14 protein-coding genes are annotated in these 17,260 nt (G+C 70.9%); 6 read left to right on the top strand and 8 right to left on the bottom strand.

What is annotated here, in order from left to right; translation table 11 throughout:
- Positions 1-317: 317 nt before the first annotated feature.
- From MWN33_RS07290 to sdhC, 4 genes are read right to left on the bottom strand one after another with little or no spacing between them, the layout of a single operon-like run.
- Entirely contained in the window at positions 318-1,100 is a 783-nt protein-coding gene (locus MWN33_RS07290; RefSeq protein WP_247199839.1) for a succinate dehydrogenase iron-sulfur subunit, read from the bottom strand.
- Positions 1,101-1,121: 21 nt separating this feature from the next.
- Positions 1,122-2,957 (bottom strand): succinate dehydrogenase flavoprotein subunit, encoded by a 1,836-nt coding sequence (gene sdhA / locus MWN33_RS07285; protein WP_247199838.1) that lies wholly within the window; start codon positions 2,955-2,957, stop codon positions 1,122-1,124.
- 5 nt (positions 2,958-2,962) lie between these two features.
- Positions 2,963-3,361, bottom strand: coding sequence for a succinate dehydrogenase, hydrophobic membrane anchor protein (gene sdhD / locus MWN33_RS07280; protein ID WP_247199837.1), 399 nt, complete (start codon positions 3,359-3,361; stop codon positions 2,963-2,965).
- Between the two features lie 4 nt (positions 3,362-3,365).
- A complete protein-coding gene (gene sdhC, locus MWN33_RS07275) occupies positions 3,366-3,758 on the bottom strand; it encodes a succinate dehydrogenase, cytochrome b556 subunit (protein WP_247199836.1) in 393 nt (130 codons plus the stop codon).
- Between the two features lie 309 nt (positions 3,759-4,067).
- On the opposite strand from sdhC, the gene MWN33_RS07270 reads away from it, so the two are divergent.
- The 4 genes from MWN33_RS07270 (at position 4,068) to MWN33_RS07255 (ending at position 9,005) form a co-directional block, all read left to right on the top strand.
- The gene (locus MWN33_RS07270; protein ID WP_247199835.1) at positions 4,068-5,387 is read left to right on the top strand and encodes a CE1 family esterase; all 1,320 of its coding nucleotides are present in this window, start codon (positions 4,068-4,070) and stop codon (positions 5,385-5,387) included.
- A gap of 261 nt (positions 5,388-5,648) precedes the next feature.
- Positions 5,649-7,655 carry a M23 family metallopeptidase gene (locus tag MWN33_RS07265; RefSeq protein ID WP_247199834.1) on the top strand — a complete coding sequence of 669 codons (2,007 nt, stop codon included), beginning with the start codon at positions 5,649-5,651 and terminating at the stop codon, positions 7,653-7,655.
- 7 nt (positions 7,656-7,662) lie between these two features.
- On the top strand, positions 7,663-8,322 hold the full coding sequence (locus MWN33_RS07260; RefSeq protein ID WP_247199833.1) for an alpha/beta hydrolase: 660 nt from the start codon (positions 7,663-7,665) through the stop codon (positions 8,320-8,322).
- A 125-nt stretch (positions 8,323-8,447) separates the two neighbouring features.
- On the top strand, positions 8,448-9,005 hold the full coding sequence (locus MWN33_RS07255; RefSeq protein WP_247199832.1) for an HNH endonuclease: 558 nt from the start codon (positions 8,448-8,450) through the stop codon (positions 9,003-9,005).
- Between the two features lie 18 nt (positions 9,006-9,023).
- Here the strand turns inward: MWN33_RS07255 and MWN33_RS07250 are convergent, their stop codons facing one another.
- On the bottom strand, positions 9,024-9,554 hold the full coding sequence (locus tag MWN33_RS07250; RefSeq protein WP_247199831.1) for a disulfide bond formation protein B: 531 nt from the start codon (positions 9,552-9,554) through the stop codon (positions 9,024-9,026).
- 98 nt (positions 9,555-9,652) lie between these two features.
- Positions 9,653-10,489 (bottom strand): alpha/beta hydrolase, encoded by an 837-nt coding sequence (locus tag MWN33_RS07245; RefSeq protein WP_247199830.1) that lies wholly within the window; start codon positions 10,487-10,489, stop codon positions 9,653-9,655.
- A gap of 266 nt (positions 10,490-10,755) precedes the next feature.
- On the opposite strand from MWN33_RS07245, the gene MWN33_RS07240 reads away from it, so the two are divergent.
- Positions 10,756-11,781: a FecCD family ABC transporter permease gene (locus tag MWN33_RS07240; RefSeq protein ID WP_247200325.1), complete on the top strand. Its 1,026-nt coding sequence runs from the start codon at positions 10,756-10,758 to the stop codon at positions 11,779-11,781.
- Complete coding sequence (locus MWN33_RS07235) at positions 11,781-12,578, top strand: ABC transporter ATP-binding protein (protein ID WP_247199829.1); 798 nt, start codon at positions 11,781-11,783, stop codon at positions 12,576-12,578. Before MWN33_RS07240 ends, MWN33_RS07235 begins: the two co-directional genes overlap by 1 nt.
- A 10-nt stretch (positions 12,579-12,588) precedes the next feature.
- On the opposite strand, the gene MWN33_RS07230 is transcribed toward MWN33_RS07235, so the two are convergent.
- Both MWN33_RS07230 and MWN33_RS07225 read right to left on the bottom strand, forming a co-directional pair.
- Positions 12,589-13,359, bottom strand: coding sequence for a 2,3-dihydro-2,3-dihydroxybenzoate dehydrogenase (locus tag MWN33_RS07230; protein ID WP_247199828.1), 771 nt, complete (start codon positions 13,357-13,359; stop codon positions 12,589-12,591).
- Entirely contained in the window at positions 13,341-17,258 is a 3,918-nt protein-coding gene (locus tag MWN33_RS07225; protein ID WP_247199827.1) for an amino acid adenylation domain-containing protein, read from the bottom strand. Before MWN33_RS07225 ends, MWN33_RS07230 begins: the two co-directional genes overlap by 19 nt.
- Between the last annotated feature and the right edge of the window lie 2 nt (positions 17,259-17,260).

Below are 17,260 nucleotides of genomic sequence, written 5' to 3'. Positions count from 1 at the left end.
AGGCGCGGAGGCGGCGTGCAAGCCGGGCGGTCGCACCCTCCGCCGTCGTCCCCGCCGCCGTCATCCCGGACGGCCGAAAGGCCGATCCGGGATCGTCGTCAGGAAAGAGAGCGGCACGCGATCCCGGCTCGAAGCTGCGCTTCGTCCGGGATGACGATGATTCAAACTGAACCACGTCATGCCAAACCAAGTCATGCCCAACCACGTCATGCCCGGCCTCGGGCCGGGCCTCCACGCCTTCCGTGCGCTCAGGCCCCGAAAACGTGGATGGCCGGGACAAGCCCGGCCATGACGGTGTTCTGCCTGGCGGCTGCGCGTCAGAACTGGCGCGCCACCATCATCTTCTTTATCTCGGCGATCGCCTTGGCGGGGTTCAGCCCCTTCGGGCAGGCCTTGGCGCAGTTCATGATGGTGTGGCAGCGATAGAGCCGGAACGGGTCTTCCAGATCGTCGAGCCGGTCGCCCGTCGCCTCGTCGCGGCTGTCGATCAGCCAGCGATAGGCCTGCAGCAGCGCCGCCGGGCCGAGATAGCGGTCGCCGTTCCACCAGTAGCTCGGGCAGGAGGTGGAGCAGCAGGCGCACAGGATGCACTCGTAGAGCCCGTCGAGCTTCTCGCGGTCGCCGCGCGCCTGCCGCCATTCCTTCTCGGGCGCCGGCGTCTGCGTGTGCAGCCACGGCTCGACCGAGGCGTGCTGGGCGTAGAACTGGGTGAGGTCGGGCACCAGGTCCTTCACGACAGGCATGTGCGGCAGCGGGTAGATCTTCACCGAGGAGGCCGTCACGTCGTCCATGCTCTTGAGGCAGGCCAGCGTGTTGGTGCCGTCGATGTTCATCGCGCAGGAGCCGCAGATGCCCTCGCGGCAGGAGCGGCGGAAGGTCAGCGTCGGGTCGATGGCGTTCTTGATGTAGATGAGCCCGTCCAGCACCATCGGGCCGCAGTCGTCGCGATCGACATAATAGGTGTCGACGCTCGGATTCTTCCCGTCATCCGGGTTCCAGCGATAGATCTTGTACTCGGTCAGCCGGTTGGCGCCGGCGGGCTTGGGCCACACCTTGCCTTCGGTGATCTGCGAGTTCTTCGGAAGCGTGAGCTGGACCATGGCGAAAGATCGTTCCCCGGCTCAATAAACCCGCTTGCGCGGCTCGATGTACTGGATGTCGTTGGACAGCGTGTAGGTGTGCACCGGGCGCTCGTCGAGCCGCACGCTCTGCTTCTCGAAATCCACGAAGGCCAGCGTGTGCTTCATCCAGTGGGCGTCGTCGCGCTCGGGGAAGTCCTCGCGCGCATGGGCGCCGCGGCTCTCGGTGCGGGCGGCGGCGCTTTCCATCGTCACCGTGGCGAGCGCGATGAGGTTGTCGTACTCCAGCGTCTCGATGAGGTCGGAGTTCCAGATCAGCGAGCGGTCGGTAACGTCGATGTCGCCGGTGCCGGCGAACACGTCGGCGATCAGCTTGCGGCCCTCCTCCAGCACCTCGCCGGTGCGGTAGACCGCGCAGTTGTTCTGCATCACCTTCTGCATGGAAAGGCGCAGCTCGGCGGTCGGCGTGCCGCCATGGGCATTGCGGAAGCGGTCGAGGCGCGAGAGCGCCAGCTCGGCCGAATTCGACGGCAGCTCGGGCTGCTTGTCGCCGGGGGTCAGCAGCTCGGCGCAGCGCAGCGCCGCCGCGCGGCCGAACACCACGAGGTCGGTCAGCGAGTTGGAGCCGAGGCGGTTGGCGCCGTGGATCGACACGCAGGCGCATTCGCCCACCGCCATCAGGCCCGGCACCACATGGTCGGGATTGCCGGCCTTCTTGGTGACGACCTCGCCGTGGAAGTTCGTCGGGATGCCGCCCATGTTGTAGTGCACGGTCGGCAGCACCGGGATCGGCTCCTTGGTCACGTCGACACCGGCGAAGATCTTCGCGCTCTCGGAGATACCCGGCAGGCGCTCATGCAGGATCGCCGGGTCGAGATGGTCGAGGTGCAGGTAGATGTGATCCTTGTTCTTGCCGACGCCCCGGCCCTCGCGGATCTCCATGGTCATGGAGCGCGAGACCACGTCGCGCGAGGCGAGGTCCTTGGCGGAAGGCGCGTAGCGTTCCATGAAGCGCTCGCCGTCCGAATTGGTGAGATAGCCGCCCTCGCCGCGCGCGCCCTCGGTGATCAGGCAGCCCGAGCCGTAGATGCCGGTCGGGTGGAACTGCACGAACTCCATGTCCTGCAGCGGCAGGCCCGCGCGGAGAACCATTGCATTCCCATCCCCCGTACAGGTGTGGGCGCTGGTCGCGGAGAAATAGGCCCGGCCATAGCCGCCGGTGGCGAGGATCACGGTCTGCGCGCGGAAGCGGTGCAGCGTGCCGTCGTCCATCTTCAGGGCGACGATGCCGCGGCAGCGCCCGTCATCGTCCATGATCAGGTCGAGCGCGAAATACTCGATGAAGAACTCGGCGGAATGCTTCAGCGCGGCGCCGTAGAGCGTGTGCAGGATAGCGTGGCCGGTGCGGTCGGCGGCGGCGCAGGTGCGCTGCGCCGGGCTCTTGCCGTACTCCACCGTCATGCCGCCGAAGGGGCGCTGGTAGATGCGGCCTTCCTCGGTGCGCGAGAAGGGCACGCCCCAGTGCTCCAGCTCGTAGACGGCGGCGGGGGCGTGGCGCACCAGATATTCGATGGCGTCCTGGTCGCCCAGCCAGTCCGACCCCTTCACGGTGTCGTACATGTGGAAGCGCCAGTCGTCGTTGCCCATGTTGCCGAGCGAGGCGGCGATGCCGCCCTGCGCCGCCACCGTATGCGAGCGGGTGGGGAACACCTTGGTCACGCAGGCGGTGCGCAGCCCGGCTTCCGAGCAGCCCACGACGGCACGCAGCCCGGCGCCGCCGGCGCCCACCACAACCACGTCATAGGTGTGGTCGGTGATCGGGTAGGCGGCGTGCGCCGCCCCGTTGGAAGCGCCATTGGCGGAAGTGGCCCCGGCCATGGTCGTCAGCCTCCGAAACTGATCTTGAGGATGGCGAAGGCGCCGGCCAGCCCGACTGCCGTCGTGAAGAAGGTGTTGGCGATCAGCGCCAGCACTTTCGCCCCCTCGTGATGGACGTAATCCTCGATCACCACCTGCATGCCGATGCGCATGTGCAGCGAGACCGAGAGCAGCATCAGCAGCAGCACGATGGCCACCAGCGGGTGCCCGAGCGTGGCCACGGTCGCCGCGTAGCCGCTGCCCGCCACGCATATTACGATGGGCAGGGCGATCAGGATCAGGATGAGATTGCCGAGCGCGGTGACGCGCTGGAGCCAGAAATGGCCGGTGCCGGAGCGGGCCGAGCCGAGGCCGGCGACCCGGCGGCGCGGCGTGCGCAGCGAAGAACCCGGAGTTGCGCTCATGAGATCAGCCCTTCACCAGCCAGATGGCGATCCACAGCAGCACGGTGAGGCCGATGGAGCCGCCGATGGTGGCGCGGGCCAGCACCTCACGCCATTCGGGGCCGAAGCCGGCGCCGGTGTCCCAGACGAAGTGGCGGATGCCGCCCAGCGTGTGGTGGATCAGCGCCCAGCTGTAGCCGACCAGCACGAGAAGGCCGAGCCAGCTGCCGAACAGCCCGTTCACGACGTCGAAGGCGCGCTCGGAACTCGCGGCGGCGATCAGCCAGATCACGAGCAGAAGCGTGCCGAAATAAAGCGCCACGCCGGTAATGCGATGCACGATGGACATCATCATCGTCAGCATCGGCCGGTAAATCTGCAGATGCGGGGAAAGAGGCCGCTCGGCCGCTCCTGCCATGTCGGTGTCCCAGATCACTCAGGAATATGATGTGTGCGTAGCGGAAACGATTGCAGTTCGCAATCATTCCAAAGGTGGCGTCTATCGTTCCTCCCGCGGCGCTTCTTGTTCCGGTTGCGCCGCAGCACGGGCACCCTAGCCCAAGGCTTCGCGGCGAGGCCACCCTCTTTTAGCCGCTTTGCGCCACACCGGAATGACGCGCGAAGCGGCATGGAGACGGGGCGTTAACCATCTTCGCCTTTTAATTGTCGGAAATCGGCTGTCTTAACGGGTTCCACGCGAAACCCGTCGTGTTCGAGGTTGCGTTCCATGCATTTCGCGAAACCCAGTGTCGTGATCGGCGCATTGTTCCTGCTCGCCGGGATGGCGCTCGCGGGCGGCGCGCAGGCACAGACCCGCGAGGCGGCCCGCAACAGCGAGCGCACCCTCGTCTCGGGCGGGCTGACGCGCGAATATATTCTCCACCTGCCGAAGAACGCCCCACCCGGCCCGCTGCCGCTGGTGATCGCCCTGCATGGCGCGCTCCAGCCCGCCGGCATGATGCAGCGCTATCTCGACCTCGACGCAGTGGCCGACCGCGAGGGCTTCGCCGTCGCCTATCCCAAGGGGCTGAACCTCCTGTGGAACGACGGGCGCAGCTCGATCGCCGGCTTCATCCCGCTGCTCTACAAGCGCGACGATGGTCGCTTCGTCGTCGACCTGCTCGACAAGCTGGCGGCGCAGGGCATCGCCGATCCCTCGCGCGCCTATCTCATGGGCTTCTCCAATGGCGGCTTCCTGACCGCCTATGTCGCCTGCCGCTTTGCCGAGCGCTTCCAGGCCTATGCGACGATGATGATGACGGTGCCGGTCGGCTATTCCGACAGCTGCCGGCCCTCGAAGCCGGTGCCGATCCTGCTGATGAACGGCACCTACGATCCCATCGTGCCGATGTTCGGCCGCCCCACGCCCGGCGCGCGGCTGATGTCGGCGGACGCCACCGCCGCCCTGTTCGCCCGCCTCGACGGCTGCGCCAAGCCGGAGGTCGCCAGCGCCCCGCATGCGCGCATCACCCGGTGGACGCGCTGCGCGCCCGGCGGCGAGGTCGCCTATTACGAGGTCGCCGGCGGCCACCAGCCGCCCTCGCAGTCGACCGATGCGGTGGACGCGCTGGCCTCGGTGCTGCTCGGCCCGCGCCGCAGCGGGCTCGACGCGCCGCAGGAGATCTGGAGCTTCTTCAAGCGCTATGGCGGCCCCTCGGCCGCGCCGGAGGCCCTCGTCGCCCGTGCCGCGCCGCTCGCACCGGCTCCCCCGGCGGCACCGAAGCCCGTCGCCGCGCTGGCGCTCGCCTCGACGACGGGCGGCACGTCCGCCCCGCTCTCCGGCCCCGCGCCGATCCTGCGCAATCCCGAATCTCCGGCCACCGCCTGGCAGGGCATCGCACCGCCGGCCGGCACGCAGATCGTGGCCGCGCAGGCGACGGTGCCCGCCCTGCACAAGCCGCTCGCCATCGGCGCGCCGATGCCGCTGCAGGCGGATTTCGTGCGGGCCGACACCGCGCCGCCGAACGCCGCCGCGCCCGCCACCCTCGCGCGGGTGCCGCTGCCGCCGCCCTCGCCGCTGCGGCGCCGCTCCGCCAGCGCGCAGTGATGGCCGGCCTGCGATAATCGGCGCCCGCCATGCTTTCGCCGTGAGGGCCGGATTTAGATCGCCGGCTCCGTATGGGAGGCGATTCGCCGGCCGTGCGGGTTGACGGCAAGGGTCGCCGGCGGCATCGTCGCGACCGGCCCCGCCAAGGGGTATTGCCGAACCATCCGAAAAGGTCCGCCGCGGCGGGCTCCAAGTCGAACAGTGCGTCCGGCGGCGGTCAGCGACCGCGGTAACGGAACGCGGGGAAACGCGGGGAACCCGTTGGAGAGCAGACGCGGACCAGCCGGCGCACGGCGCTCCCAGGCCGCGGGCTTCGACCTCGGCGACGAGCCGCCGCTCGGTGTCGACGGCGACGCCGAGGAGCCGATCAACCGCCGCCGGGTGTCCATCCGCTGGCTCATGGCCACGCTGCTGACGGGCATCTGCGGCGCCGCGCTGATGGGCGGCGCGGTCTATGCCGCGCTCGACGGCGAATACCGCTTCGCGCAGTCTCCGGAGACCGTCCGCTCAGCCCTGCGCGGCGCGCTGGCCGCCGGCGAGCGCCCCTCCAACGTCGCCCGCAAGGGCGACCGCATGTCGCTCCTTTCCGAGAGCTTCAGCGCCAAGCAGACGCTGCGCCTCTCCACCACCTCGAAGGACGGCGACCGCGAGATCATCAAGGTGCGCGCCGTCACCAAGGTCGCCACCAACCTCGCCCAGGCCGTCACCTCCGCCTCGGTCGACGTGCCGCGCTTCAACCCGGCCAAGCTGGTCGCCGAATCCACCGACAACAGCGACGCCGACGCCGCGCAGGCCGAGCCCACGGGCGAACTCACCATCGCGCTGCGCGACATCGGCTCCCTGCCGCCGAGCGCCCGTTTCGCCGCCGAGCTTCCGATGGAAGACGTGCTGATGAAGGTGCGCGAGACCGCCGAATTCAGCCTTCCCGCCGAGAACCGCGCGCCCGCTTTGCCCGGCGTCGCTGCCGCCGGCATGGCCGGCGCCATCGGTACCAAGGCCGGCGCGCTGGCCTATGCGCCTTCCGGCGCGGCCGATCCGGTGAACGCGCTGCACCAGCCCGACAATATGAGCTCAGTCGACAAATCGGCCGACGACGCCTCCGGCGGCAATGACTGGTCGGAGCGCACCGTCGTCGCCAAGGCCGGCGACACGGTCGCCTCCATCCTCGTCGACATGGGCGTCGCGCAGGTCTCCGCCGATGCCGCCGCCGCCGCCTTCAACGCGCGCGAACTGCAGGGCCGGCTGTCGCCCGGCCTGCGTCTCAAGGTGCTGCTGGACGCCTCGGGCAACGGCGTGGTGCCTCTGCGGGTGGGCGTGTTCGGCGACAATGGCCACCAGGGCACGGTCGCGCTGTCCGATCTCGGCAAGTTCCTGCCCGTGCAGGAGCCGGCCGACATGCAGGTGGCCGACGTGGCGCCGGACGACGACAGCGACGAGGGCGGCGGTCGCGGCATCACCCTCTATGACAGCATTTGGGAAACCGCGCTGCGCCACGAGGTGCCGCGTCCGGTCATCGAAAGCATGATCCGCGTCTATTCCTTCGACGTGGACTTCCAGCGCCGCGTGCGCACAGGCGATTCGCTCGAAGTGGTGTACGAGCCGGACGAGGCGGGCGGCGCCGGCGGCGTGCTCTATGCCGGGCTGACGGTCGGCGGCGAGGAGCGGCGCTATTACCGCTACCAGACGCCCGATGACGGGCTCATCGACTTCTATGACGACGCCGGCAAGAGCGCGAAGAAGTTCCTCGTGCGCAAGCCGATCTCGGGCGGCCAGCTGCGTTCCGGCTTCGGCATGCGCCGCCACCCGATCCTCGGCTACAGCCGCCTGCATTCCGGCGTCGACTGGGCCGACCGCACCGGCACGCCGATCTACGCCGCCGGCAACGGCGTCATCGCCAAGGCGGCCTGGACCTCCGGCTATGGCCGGCGCATCGAGATCCAGCACGCCAACGGCTATGTGACGACCTATTCGCACCAGTCCGGCTTCGCCAAGGGCATTCGCGAGGGTCTGCGCGTGCGGCAGGGCCAGCTCATCGGCTATATCGGCTCGACCGGCCTCTCCACCGGCGCGCATCTGCACTACGAGGTGCTGGTGAACGGGCGCTTCGTCGACCCGATGCGCATCCGCCTGCCGCGCGGGCGGGCGCTCGACGGGCGCATCCTCGCCTCCTTCGAGCAGGAGCGCACCCGCATCGACGCGCTGCTTAATCACGGCCCGGCCGCCAAGGTCGCCTCCGGCGCCGACCTGCGCGACGACGGCACCAACTGAGGCCGCCATGCTCGACGGACCGCGCCTGCCGCCCCGCTCCGGCCGCCCGGCCACCGCGCTCGTCGTGCTGCTGCACGGCTATGGCGCCGACGGGCGCGACCTGATCGACCTCGGCGAATACTGGGCGCCCCTGCTGCCCGACGCCGCCTTCGTCTCCCCGCACGCGCCCGAGCCGCTGGCCGTCGCCCCGGTCGGCCGGCAATGGTTCGGCTATGTCGAGCGCGACGACCGCGAGCGCTGGACCGGCGTGCAAAGCGCCCATGCCGCGCTCGACGGCTTCCTCGACGCCGAGCTCGCGCGGCTGGGCCTGCCCGGCTCGCGCCTCGCCCTCGTCGGCTTCAGCCAGGGCACGATGATGGCGCTGCACACGGGCCTGCGCCGCAAGGTGGCGCCGGCCGGCATCGTCGGCTTCTCCGGCATACATGTGCTGCCGCCCGAGCGGGCCATGGAGGCCTTCGACGCGGAGATCGTCGCACGCCCGCCGGTGCTGCTGGTCCATGGCGACCTCGACCAGATCGTCCCGCCCATCGCTCTGCCGCGCGCGGTGGAGAGCCTGGAGACGCGCGGCATCGCCGTGCGGGCGCATCTGTCCAACGGGCTCGGCCACGGCATCGACCGCACCGGACTGTCGCTCGCCGGCAACTTCCTGAGCGAAGTTTTCGCCTGAAGGCGGCGCAAGCCGGCCCCGCGCATACAGCCGCTTCACAAGATTGACACGCTACATATAGAGTATCGCCGTGCGTCGCGCGGCGCCGATTCAGCCGTGACGGCGCTTCAAGCAGGGAGCGAGCGTTGACGGCGACTTTGTCTCCGGGTGCCTGGCCTGCCCTCGTGCTCAACGCCGATTACCGGCCGCTGAGCTATTACCCGCTGTCGGTCTGGTCCTGGCAGGACGCGATAAAGGCAGTGTTCCTCGACCGGGTGAACATTGTCGAGTATTACGAGCGGCAGGTTTCCAGCGCGACCTTCCAGATGCGCCTGCCGAGCGTCGTCTCGCTCAAGGCCTTCATCCGCCCGTCGCGCCAGCCCGCCTTCACCCGCTTCAACGTGTTCCTGCGCGACCGCTTCTCCTGCCAGTACTGCGAATCGCGCGACGACCTCACCTTCGACCACGTGATCCCGCGCTCGCGCGGCGGCCAGACCACCTGGGAGAACGTCGTCGCCGCCTGCTCGCCCTGCAACCTGCGCAAGGGCAGCATGATGCCGGTCGAGGCGCACATGATCCCGCGCCAGCGCCCCTTCCAGCCCTCGGTGTTCGACCTGCACCAGAACGGCCGGCACTTCCCGCCCAACTACCTGCACGACAGCTGGGTCGACTATCTCTACTGGGACACCGAGCTCGATCCCTGAGCGCCTGCGCGCGGCGCCTTAGTTGCGGGCGGACGCGCCCCACATGGCGACCACGGTCAGCGCGGCGGCGATGAAGGCGTTGTAGCCGGCCAGCGACAGGCCGAGCAGCCGCCACGGCGCCTCGTCGCAGCGCACGACGCGCGCCTGCTGGAGCTGGCCGAGAATGTTGCCGTTCTCCATCCCCGCCCCGGCCCCCGAACAGGCGGTCGGCCCGGCCCACAAGCCCCATTCGATACCGGCGTGATAGACCGCGAGGAAGGTGCCAAGCGCCATCAGCATCGCCGCCAGCACGATGGCGATACGCGCCTGTCCCGGACGGCGGACGAGCGCCAGCAGCGCACCGACGAGCGCCAGCGGCACGCCGATGTAATAGGGAATGCGCTGTTCGAGACAGAGCGGGCACGGGGCGAGGCCGACGACGAGCTGGAAATACCAGGCGCCCGCGAGCGTGCCCGCGCCGATGACCGCGACGATGAGCCCCGCGGTGATCTGGCGGTTGCGCACGGCAGGCGAGGAAAGCGGCGCGGCGGCGGTCTGCGAAGCGGTCATGAAAAGCCCCATCCGGTCGGATCGCGCTACAACTAGCCGCTGGCTGTGCGGGCGCAAGTCACTTGTCCGCGCAAGTCACGCGTCCGAAAAGGCGGGCCTCACTCGGCCAGCGCGAAGCGCAGCGCCCGCGCCATCGCCGCCGGCAGGATCGAGGCGTGGTCCTCGCCGGCCATCAGCTCGAACGCGACCCGCGCCTGCGGCCCCAGTTCGTGCGCCGCGCGGGCGGCGAAGTCGCGGGCGCCGTCGACCATGGCGCGGCGCGCGCGGCGGGCCGCCATCTCGGCCGCCTCCGGCCGCGATGCCTGCCAGGGCGCCAGCGCCTGCTCCCACTCGCCGACGAGGATCGACAGGCGCACCGGCCGCCCCCGAGCGAGCGCCAGCCCGTCGACCAGCCGCGCCTCGTCCCACCAGACCGACGGGCTCACCGCGACATGCGAGCGGAAGCCCGCGCCCCCGCGCAACGCCGCATCGAGCACCAGCCAGCCGGCCAGCGAATGGCCGAACAGCGCCTGACGCGCCGGATCGAGCGGCAGCATTCCGGCAATGCGCGGCTTCAACGTGCGCTCGATGAAGGCGAGGAAGGCGTCGCGCCCGCCGGTCGCGCGCGCCTGTCCGGTGCGGGCCGCCTCCGCGCCGGGGCCGGCGGTGTAGTCGAAGGTTCGTCGCACCCGGTGGTCGTCGCCCTCGGGGTAGCCGATGCCGACGATGGCGGTCGGCGCGATGCCCGTCGCTGCCGGGCGCACGGCGCCGCGCCGCATCACCTCGGCGAAGGTGGCGAAGCCCGCATTGGCGTCGAGCACGAAGACCGCCGGAAAGCCCGCCGCCGGCGCCTCGCCCGGCGGGCGGGCGAGGAAGATGCGCCACGGCCGCGCGCCTTCGCCGCCCTCGGGCGCGAGATCGAACCATTCGGCGTCGGGCACGGTGACGGGATTCATCGGCGTTCGCCACATGGGGCTAGGGGACGGGGCGCGGGCCAAGCTCTAGCGCAAGCGCGCGGTCGCGCAAGCCGACGCGTCGAGAATGGAACCATTCCAAGGAATTTCCTTTCCGCAGCAGGAACTTGACCGCCCCCGAAGGCTCATGCAGAACCGCCCGGTGCCCGCAGCGGCCGCCGGAGACAGGATTGAGCCAGCCTTCCGCCAGAGCCGAGCAGACAGCGCCGCCCGGCGCGGGCGAGCCGGATGCCGCGCGCCACGCACATCTGGCCGCCTATGCGCGCCTCGTGCGGCGGCGGCTCGCCATCCTCGGAGGGCTTGGCGCACTGATGCTGGTGGCGCTGGTGCTCGACATCGCCACCGGCCCGTCCAACCTGTCCGTGCATACTGTCGTGATCGGCCTTCTCGACCCTGCCGCGCTCGACGCCCCCGCACGCGTCATTATCTGGGAAGTGCGTCTCCCCTATGCGCTGATGGCGGTGCTGGTCGGCGCCGCGCTGGCGCTGGCGGGGGCGGAAATGCAGACCATCCTCAACAACCCGCTGGCCAGCCCCTTCACGCTCGGCGTCTCCTCCGCCGCCTCCTTCGGCGCGGCGCTGGCGCTGGTGCTGGGGGTCAGCCTGCCGCTGCTGCCGGCCGACTGGAACCTGCCGGCCTTCGCCTTCCTCTTCGCCTTCGGCTCGGTGCTGCTGCTGCAAGCGCTCGCCGGGCTGCGCGGCACCGGGGTGGAGACGCTGGTGCTGTTCGGCATCGCGCTGGTGTTCACCTTCAACGCGCTGGTGGCGCTGGTGCAGTTCGTCGCCAGCCAAGAGGCGCTGCAGCAGCTCGTTTTCTGGAGCATGGGCAGCCTCTCGCGCGCCACCTGGCCCAAGCTCGGCGTGCTGGGCATCATGCTGCTGGCGGTGGCGCCCTTTGCGCTGCGCGCCTCCTGGCGGATGACGGCGCTGCGGCTCGGCGAGGACCGGGCGCGCTCCTTCGGCATCTCGGTCGCACGGCTGCGCTTCTTCTCGCTGCTGCGGGTGAGCTTGCTGGCGGCGACCTCGGTCGCCTTCGTCGGCACCATCGGCTTCATCGGGCTCGTGGCGCCGCACATCGCCCGGCTGCTGGTCGGCGAAGACCACCGCTTCTTCCTGCCGGCCTCCATGCTGGCGGGGGCGGCGATCATGTCGCTCGCCTCCGTCGCCTCCAAGACGCTGGTGCCCGGCGCGCTGCTGCCGGTGGGCATCGTCACCGCGCTGATCGGCGTGCCCTTCTTCATGGCGCTGGTGTTCTCGCGGCGGGAGCGGCTGTGATGGCGCCGAACCCGCTTGCGGCTCCCCGCCTCGTCATCGACGCCCTGTCGGCCGGCTACGGCAAGCGCCGCATCCTCGACGGGCTGAGCCTCCCCGCCATCGAGGGCGGCGGCGTCACCGCGCTGATCGGCCCCAATGCGGCGGGCAAGACGACGCTGCTGCGCGCGCTCGCCGGCCTCGTGCCCGCGAAGGGCTCGATCCGCCTCGACGGCACCGAGCTGACCGGGCTCTCGGTTGCCGGCCACGCCCGCTTCGTCACCTACATGCCGCAGGCCCTGCCCCAGCGCGTGGCGCTGACTGTGTTCGAGGCGACGCTCTCGGCGCTGATGTCGGCGCGGGACGAGACGATCTCCACGCCCGAGGCGCATGCCCGCGCCCTCGCCGCGCTGGAGCGCCTGGGCATCGCCGACCTTGCCCTGCGCGGGCTCGACGAGCTTTCCGGCGGCCAGCGCCAGCTCGCCAGCCTCGCCCAGTCCATCGTGCGCGAGCCGACCGTGCTGCTGCTCGACGAGCCGACCAGCGCGCTCGATATCCACCACCAGCTCCGCGTCATGCAGCTTGTCGAGGAGCTGGCGCGCGAGCGCGCCATCATCGTCGTCATCGTGCTGCACGACATCGCGCAGGCCGCCCGCTATGCGCGCCGCATCGTCGTGCTGGAGAACGGCGCCATCGCCGCCGACGGCACGCCGCACGAGGCCATCACGCCGCAGATGCTGGCGCGCGTCTACCGAGTGGAGGCCCGGGTGGAGGCCTGCTCGCGCGGCTTCCTGCAGGTGATCGTGGATCGCGCGGTGTGAGGCGACGACGTCACCCCCTCAAGGTCGCGCCGCCGTCGACATAGAGATCGGCCATGGTGATGTGGCTGGCGCGCTCCGACAGCAGGAAGGCGACCGCCTCCGCCACATCCTCTGGCGTCGCCAGCTTGCCCAGCGGGATGCCGGACTTGAAGGTCTCCGGCGAGCCGGCGATCACCCGCGCCGCGCCGCCCGCATCCGCCCACATGCCGGTCTGCATCGGCGTCAGCGTCGAGCCGGGCGCCACGATGTTGCAGCGTATGCCGTGCGGCGCCAGCTCCAGCCCGAGGCAGCGGGTGAACATGGTCGCCGCCGCCTTGGAGGCGGCATAGGCCGCCATGGCGTGGCGGGGAATGCCGGCGGCGTTCGACGACACGGTGACGATGGCGCCGCGCTTGCGCTCCTGCATCACCCGCGCCACCGCCCGGCAGACGCGGAAGACGCCGCCGACATTGATGTCGAGCACCCGCTCCCATTCGGCATCGGACAGGCTCACCACCGGCTCGTAGGAAAGCACCCCGGCGACATGGGCCAGCAGGTCGATGGGGCCGCTCTCGCGCTCGATGCGGGCGACGAGGGCGTCGACCTGTTCGCTGGAGCGCACGTCGAGCGGCGCCGTCGTCACGCCCGGTAGGTCCGCCAGCGCGGTGAGGCCGGCCGTGTCGCGGTCGGTCGCCACCACGCGGGCGCCTTCGTCGAGAAGCACCCGCACCACCGCCGTGCCGATGCCACCGGCCGCGCCGGTGACAAGGGCGAGCCGCCCGCTCAGACCGCTGTCGCGCATGCCGTCGTCTCCCTGATGTTCGTCTCGCGCTCCGCCAGCGCCCGCGCCAGCACGGGCGCGACGAGAGCGGTCGCCTCCGGGCCGGTGAGATGGGCATGCAGCGCGGGAATGTCGATCACGCGGATATCCGCCACGTGTTCCGCCCACAGGGAAGGCGAGAGATCGCGCTCCTTGTGGTCCAGCGCCGCCCGGAAGTGCAGCACCTCGCCCTCGTAGCGGCGATGATAATGGCCGCGCACCAGCGCGCTGTTCGACGCCACCACGCGCGCCACGCCGTCCAGCACCGCATCCGGCAGCATGCCGAGCGGGCTGTCCGAGGCGCGCAGGAAGGCGAGCACCGAGGCGCGGTTGAGCGCCAGCGCGGGAAGCCGGTCGGGGTCGTGACCGGCCAGCGCGACCAGTGCCTTCAGCGCGGCGCCCTCGTCCGGCTCCGGCTCGGCGCGCCAGCAGTCGGCCGGGTAGGAATCGAGCATCGCCACCACGCCGACGTCGAGACCCAGCGCGCGCAGCCGTACCGCCATGGCCTGCGCGACGATGCCGCCGACCGACCAGCCGACAAGGTGATAAGGTCCCTCCGGCCGCACGGCACGGAGGCGTTCGACATAATCGGCGGCCAGCGCCTCCAGGCTCTCGGGCGTCGCCACGCCGGGGGCGAGCGCGGGCGCCTGCACGCCGTAGACAGTGCGGCGGGGTTCAAGCGCGCGCGCCAGCCTTCCATAGCACCAGGCGATGCCCCCGGCGGGGTGGATGGCGAAGAGCGGCGGCAGAGCGGGATCGCCCTCCACCAGCGTGACCAGCGGTGTCAGCCCGGCATCGGTCACGCCCTCATCCCCGTCGAGCAGGCACGCAAGGCCCGCGACCGTCGGCTGGGCGAACAGCGCGCCGAGGCCGGGATCGCGCCCGAAGGCTTCGCGCACGCGCAGCAGCAGCGCCACCGCCAGCAGCGAATCGCCGCCCAGCGTGAAGAAATCGTCCTCGGCGGAGACCGGCGCCTCCGTCCGCAGCAATTCGGCGAACAGGGCGGCGACGCGAACCTCGCTCGGCGTTTCGGGCGCGCGCGCGCCGGAGCCGGCGAAATCCGGCGCCGGCAGAGCGCCGCGGTCCAGCTTGCCATTGGCGTTCACCGGCAGCGCGTCGAGCGCGACGAAGGCGGCCGGCACCATGTAGTCCGGCAGCCGCGTGGCGAGAAAGCCCTTCAGCCCGGCGAGGTCCGCGCCGGGCTCGGGCACGACATAGGCGACGATGCGCGTGGTGCCGCGATCCTCGCGCGCGAGAATGTCGGCCTGCCGGACGAGGCCGGAGGCCATCACCGCCGCCTCGATCTCGCCGAGCTCGATCCGCAGACCGCGTATCTTCACCTGATGGTCGGAGCGGCCGAGGAACACCACTGCCCCGTCCGGCCGCCACAAAGCGAGGTCGCCGGTGGCGTAGAGGCGCGCACCGGGCCGGAACGGATCGGGCCGGAAGCGCTCGGCGGTCAGGTCGTCGCGGCCGAGATAGCCGCGCGCGAGCTGCACGCCGCCGAGAGAGAGATGGCCCGGCACGCCGGGCGGCTGCGGCCGGCCGGCCTCGTCCAGCACGTAGAGCCGCGTGTTCCACACGGGAAAGCCGATCGGCACCGGGCGCGAGCGGTCGTCGGCCCCGGCCGGCCAGTAGCTCACATCCACCGCCGCCTCGGTCGGCCCGTAGAGATTGTGCAACTCGGCCTGGACGGTGCGGTGGAAGCGGTCGCGCAGGTCCGCCGGCAGCTCCTCGCCGGAGCAGAAGACGCGGGCCAGCGACAGACCCTGCGCGTGCGGCTCGGCGAGGAAGGCGGCGAGCATGGAGGGCACGAAATGCGCCGTGGTGATTTTTTCCTCGCGGATGATCCGCGCCAGCGCGACGGGATCGCGATGCGCCTCGGGCGGCGCGACGACGAGGCAGGCGCCGGCGAGAAAGGGCAGGAAGAACTCCCACACCGAGACGTCGAAGGTCGCCGGCGTCTTCTGCAGGATACGGTCGGCGGCGGTAAATCCGTAATGCTCGCGCATCCAGAGCAGGCGGTTGACGATGGCGCGGTGCTCGACGACGACGCCCTTCGGCTCGCCCGTCGAACCGGAGGTGTAGATCACATAGGCGGCGTCGCCCGGCGCCGGTCCGGGGGGCACCCGATCGGCCAGCACCGCTGGCCATTTTTCAGGAGGAAAAATCTTATATTCGCCGGCAAACCGTTCTTCGGCATCCGCCTGCGCCAGCACCAGCCGGGGCTTCGCCGAGCCGATTATGCGGGCAAGCCGCGCGTCGGGCTGGGCGAGGTCGAGCGGCAGATAGGCCGCGCCAGCCCGCAGGATGGCGACGAGAGCGATCACCAGTTCGAGGGAGCGCGGCAGCGCCACCGCGACGAGGCTGCCCGGACCGACGCCGCGCGCCGCCAGCGCACCCGCCAGCGCCGCGCTGCGGGCATCGAGCGTGGCGTAGTCCAGCGTACGCCCATCGAAACGCAGCGCCGGCGCATCGGGCGTCGCGCGCATCTGGGCCTCGATCAGCGCGGCGAGCGTGGTGTCGGGCACGTCATGGTCGGTGGCGTTGAGCGCGAAGAGGTGCCGGTGCGCCTCAGCGGGGGTGGCGGTGGGCACCTCGGCGAGCGTTGCGGCCGCGCTCGCCGCCTCGATGAAGTGCTTCAGCCGCGCCGCATGCGCCTCCACCGTGCCGGCGTCGTACAGCTCCGGGTTGGCGTCGACCTCAAGGCGCAGCCCCTCCGTGCCGTGCAGGCGGAAGGTGAAGGTGATGTCCTCCACCGGGCCGGTGGAGAGCACCTCCAGCCGGCACGCCAGCCCGTCGAAGCGCGGCGTCTCGTCGAAGGGCAGCAGATTGATCAGCGGGCCGTGCAGCCGGCGCTGGCCGCCGACGAGGCGCAGGTCGCGGCGCAGCTGCTCGGAGCGGTAGCGCCCGTGCCGGCGGGCGCGCGTCAGGCTCTTCGCCACCGTGCCGAGGACGTCGTCGAGCGGCGCCGCCTCGTCCGGCGTCACGCGCAGCGGCAGCACGTTCATCAGCATGGCCGGCACCCGCGCCGCTGCGCTGCCCAGCCGCGCCATGAAGGGCACGCCGACAATCGCTTCGGCCGTGCCGGTGTGGCGACGCACATAGGCGGCCGTCAACGCGGTGACGACATCCGGCCACGGCACGGCGGTGCGCTCGCCCGCCTCCCGCAGCCGGGCGAAGGCGGCGCCGTCGATCTCGACCGCCCTGCGGTGGAAGCGCGGCGCGCTGGTCGGCATTCCGGGCGCGAGGCTGGCCGCCTCCGGCCGGTCGGCGAACAGCTCGCGCCAATAGGCGCCGTCCTTCTCCCGCTTTTCGGAGGCGCGATAGGCGGCATCCTCATCGAGCGCGATGGCAAGGCCGGGAAGCTTTGCCCCCGCCTCGCTGCCGCGGCGGCGCGCATTGTAAAGCTCGGCGACACGCTGGGTGAGCAGGATCATCCCGTAGCCGTCGATGGCGAGGTGATGGATTCGCTGCTGCCAGACATGGCGCTCGGGGCCGAGCACGAAGAGCCGCTCGGCGGCCAGCGGGTCGCGCGCCGGGTCGACAGGCCCCGCCATGTCGCGGGCGATGTCGGCCTTGGCGGCGGCGAGCGGGTCGGGCGCCTGCGAGACGTCGATCACCTCCAGCGCCGGGCGGCGGGCGGGATCGACAATCTGCATCGGCCCGGCGGGAGCGTCGACCATGCGCAGCGCCAGCGCCTCAGCTTCCGCCACCGCCTGCGCCAGCGCGGTCTCGAAGACCGCGCGGTCGAGCGGGCCGGCCAACTCGATATATTGCCCGGTGTTGAACAGCGGATTGGCGGGGTCGAGCCGCTGCGCGTACCACAGGCCCGACTGCGCCTCGGTGAGCGGATGCGCCGCGCCCGGCCGGTCGTTCATGA

Source organism: Ancylobacter koreensis (assembly GCF_023016525.1).
Lineage (GTDB): Bacteria > Pseudomonadota > Alphaproteobacteria > Rhizobiales > Xanthobacteraceae > Ancylobacter > Ancylobacter koreensis.
The sequence above is the reverse complement of the archived record's forward strand: the minus strand, read 5'-3'. Positions and strand labels throughout refer to the sequence as shown.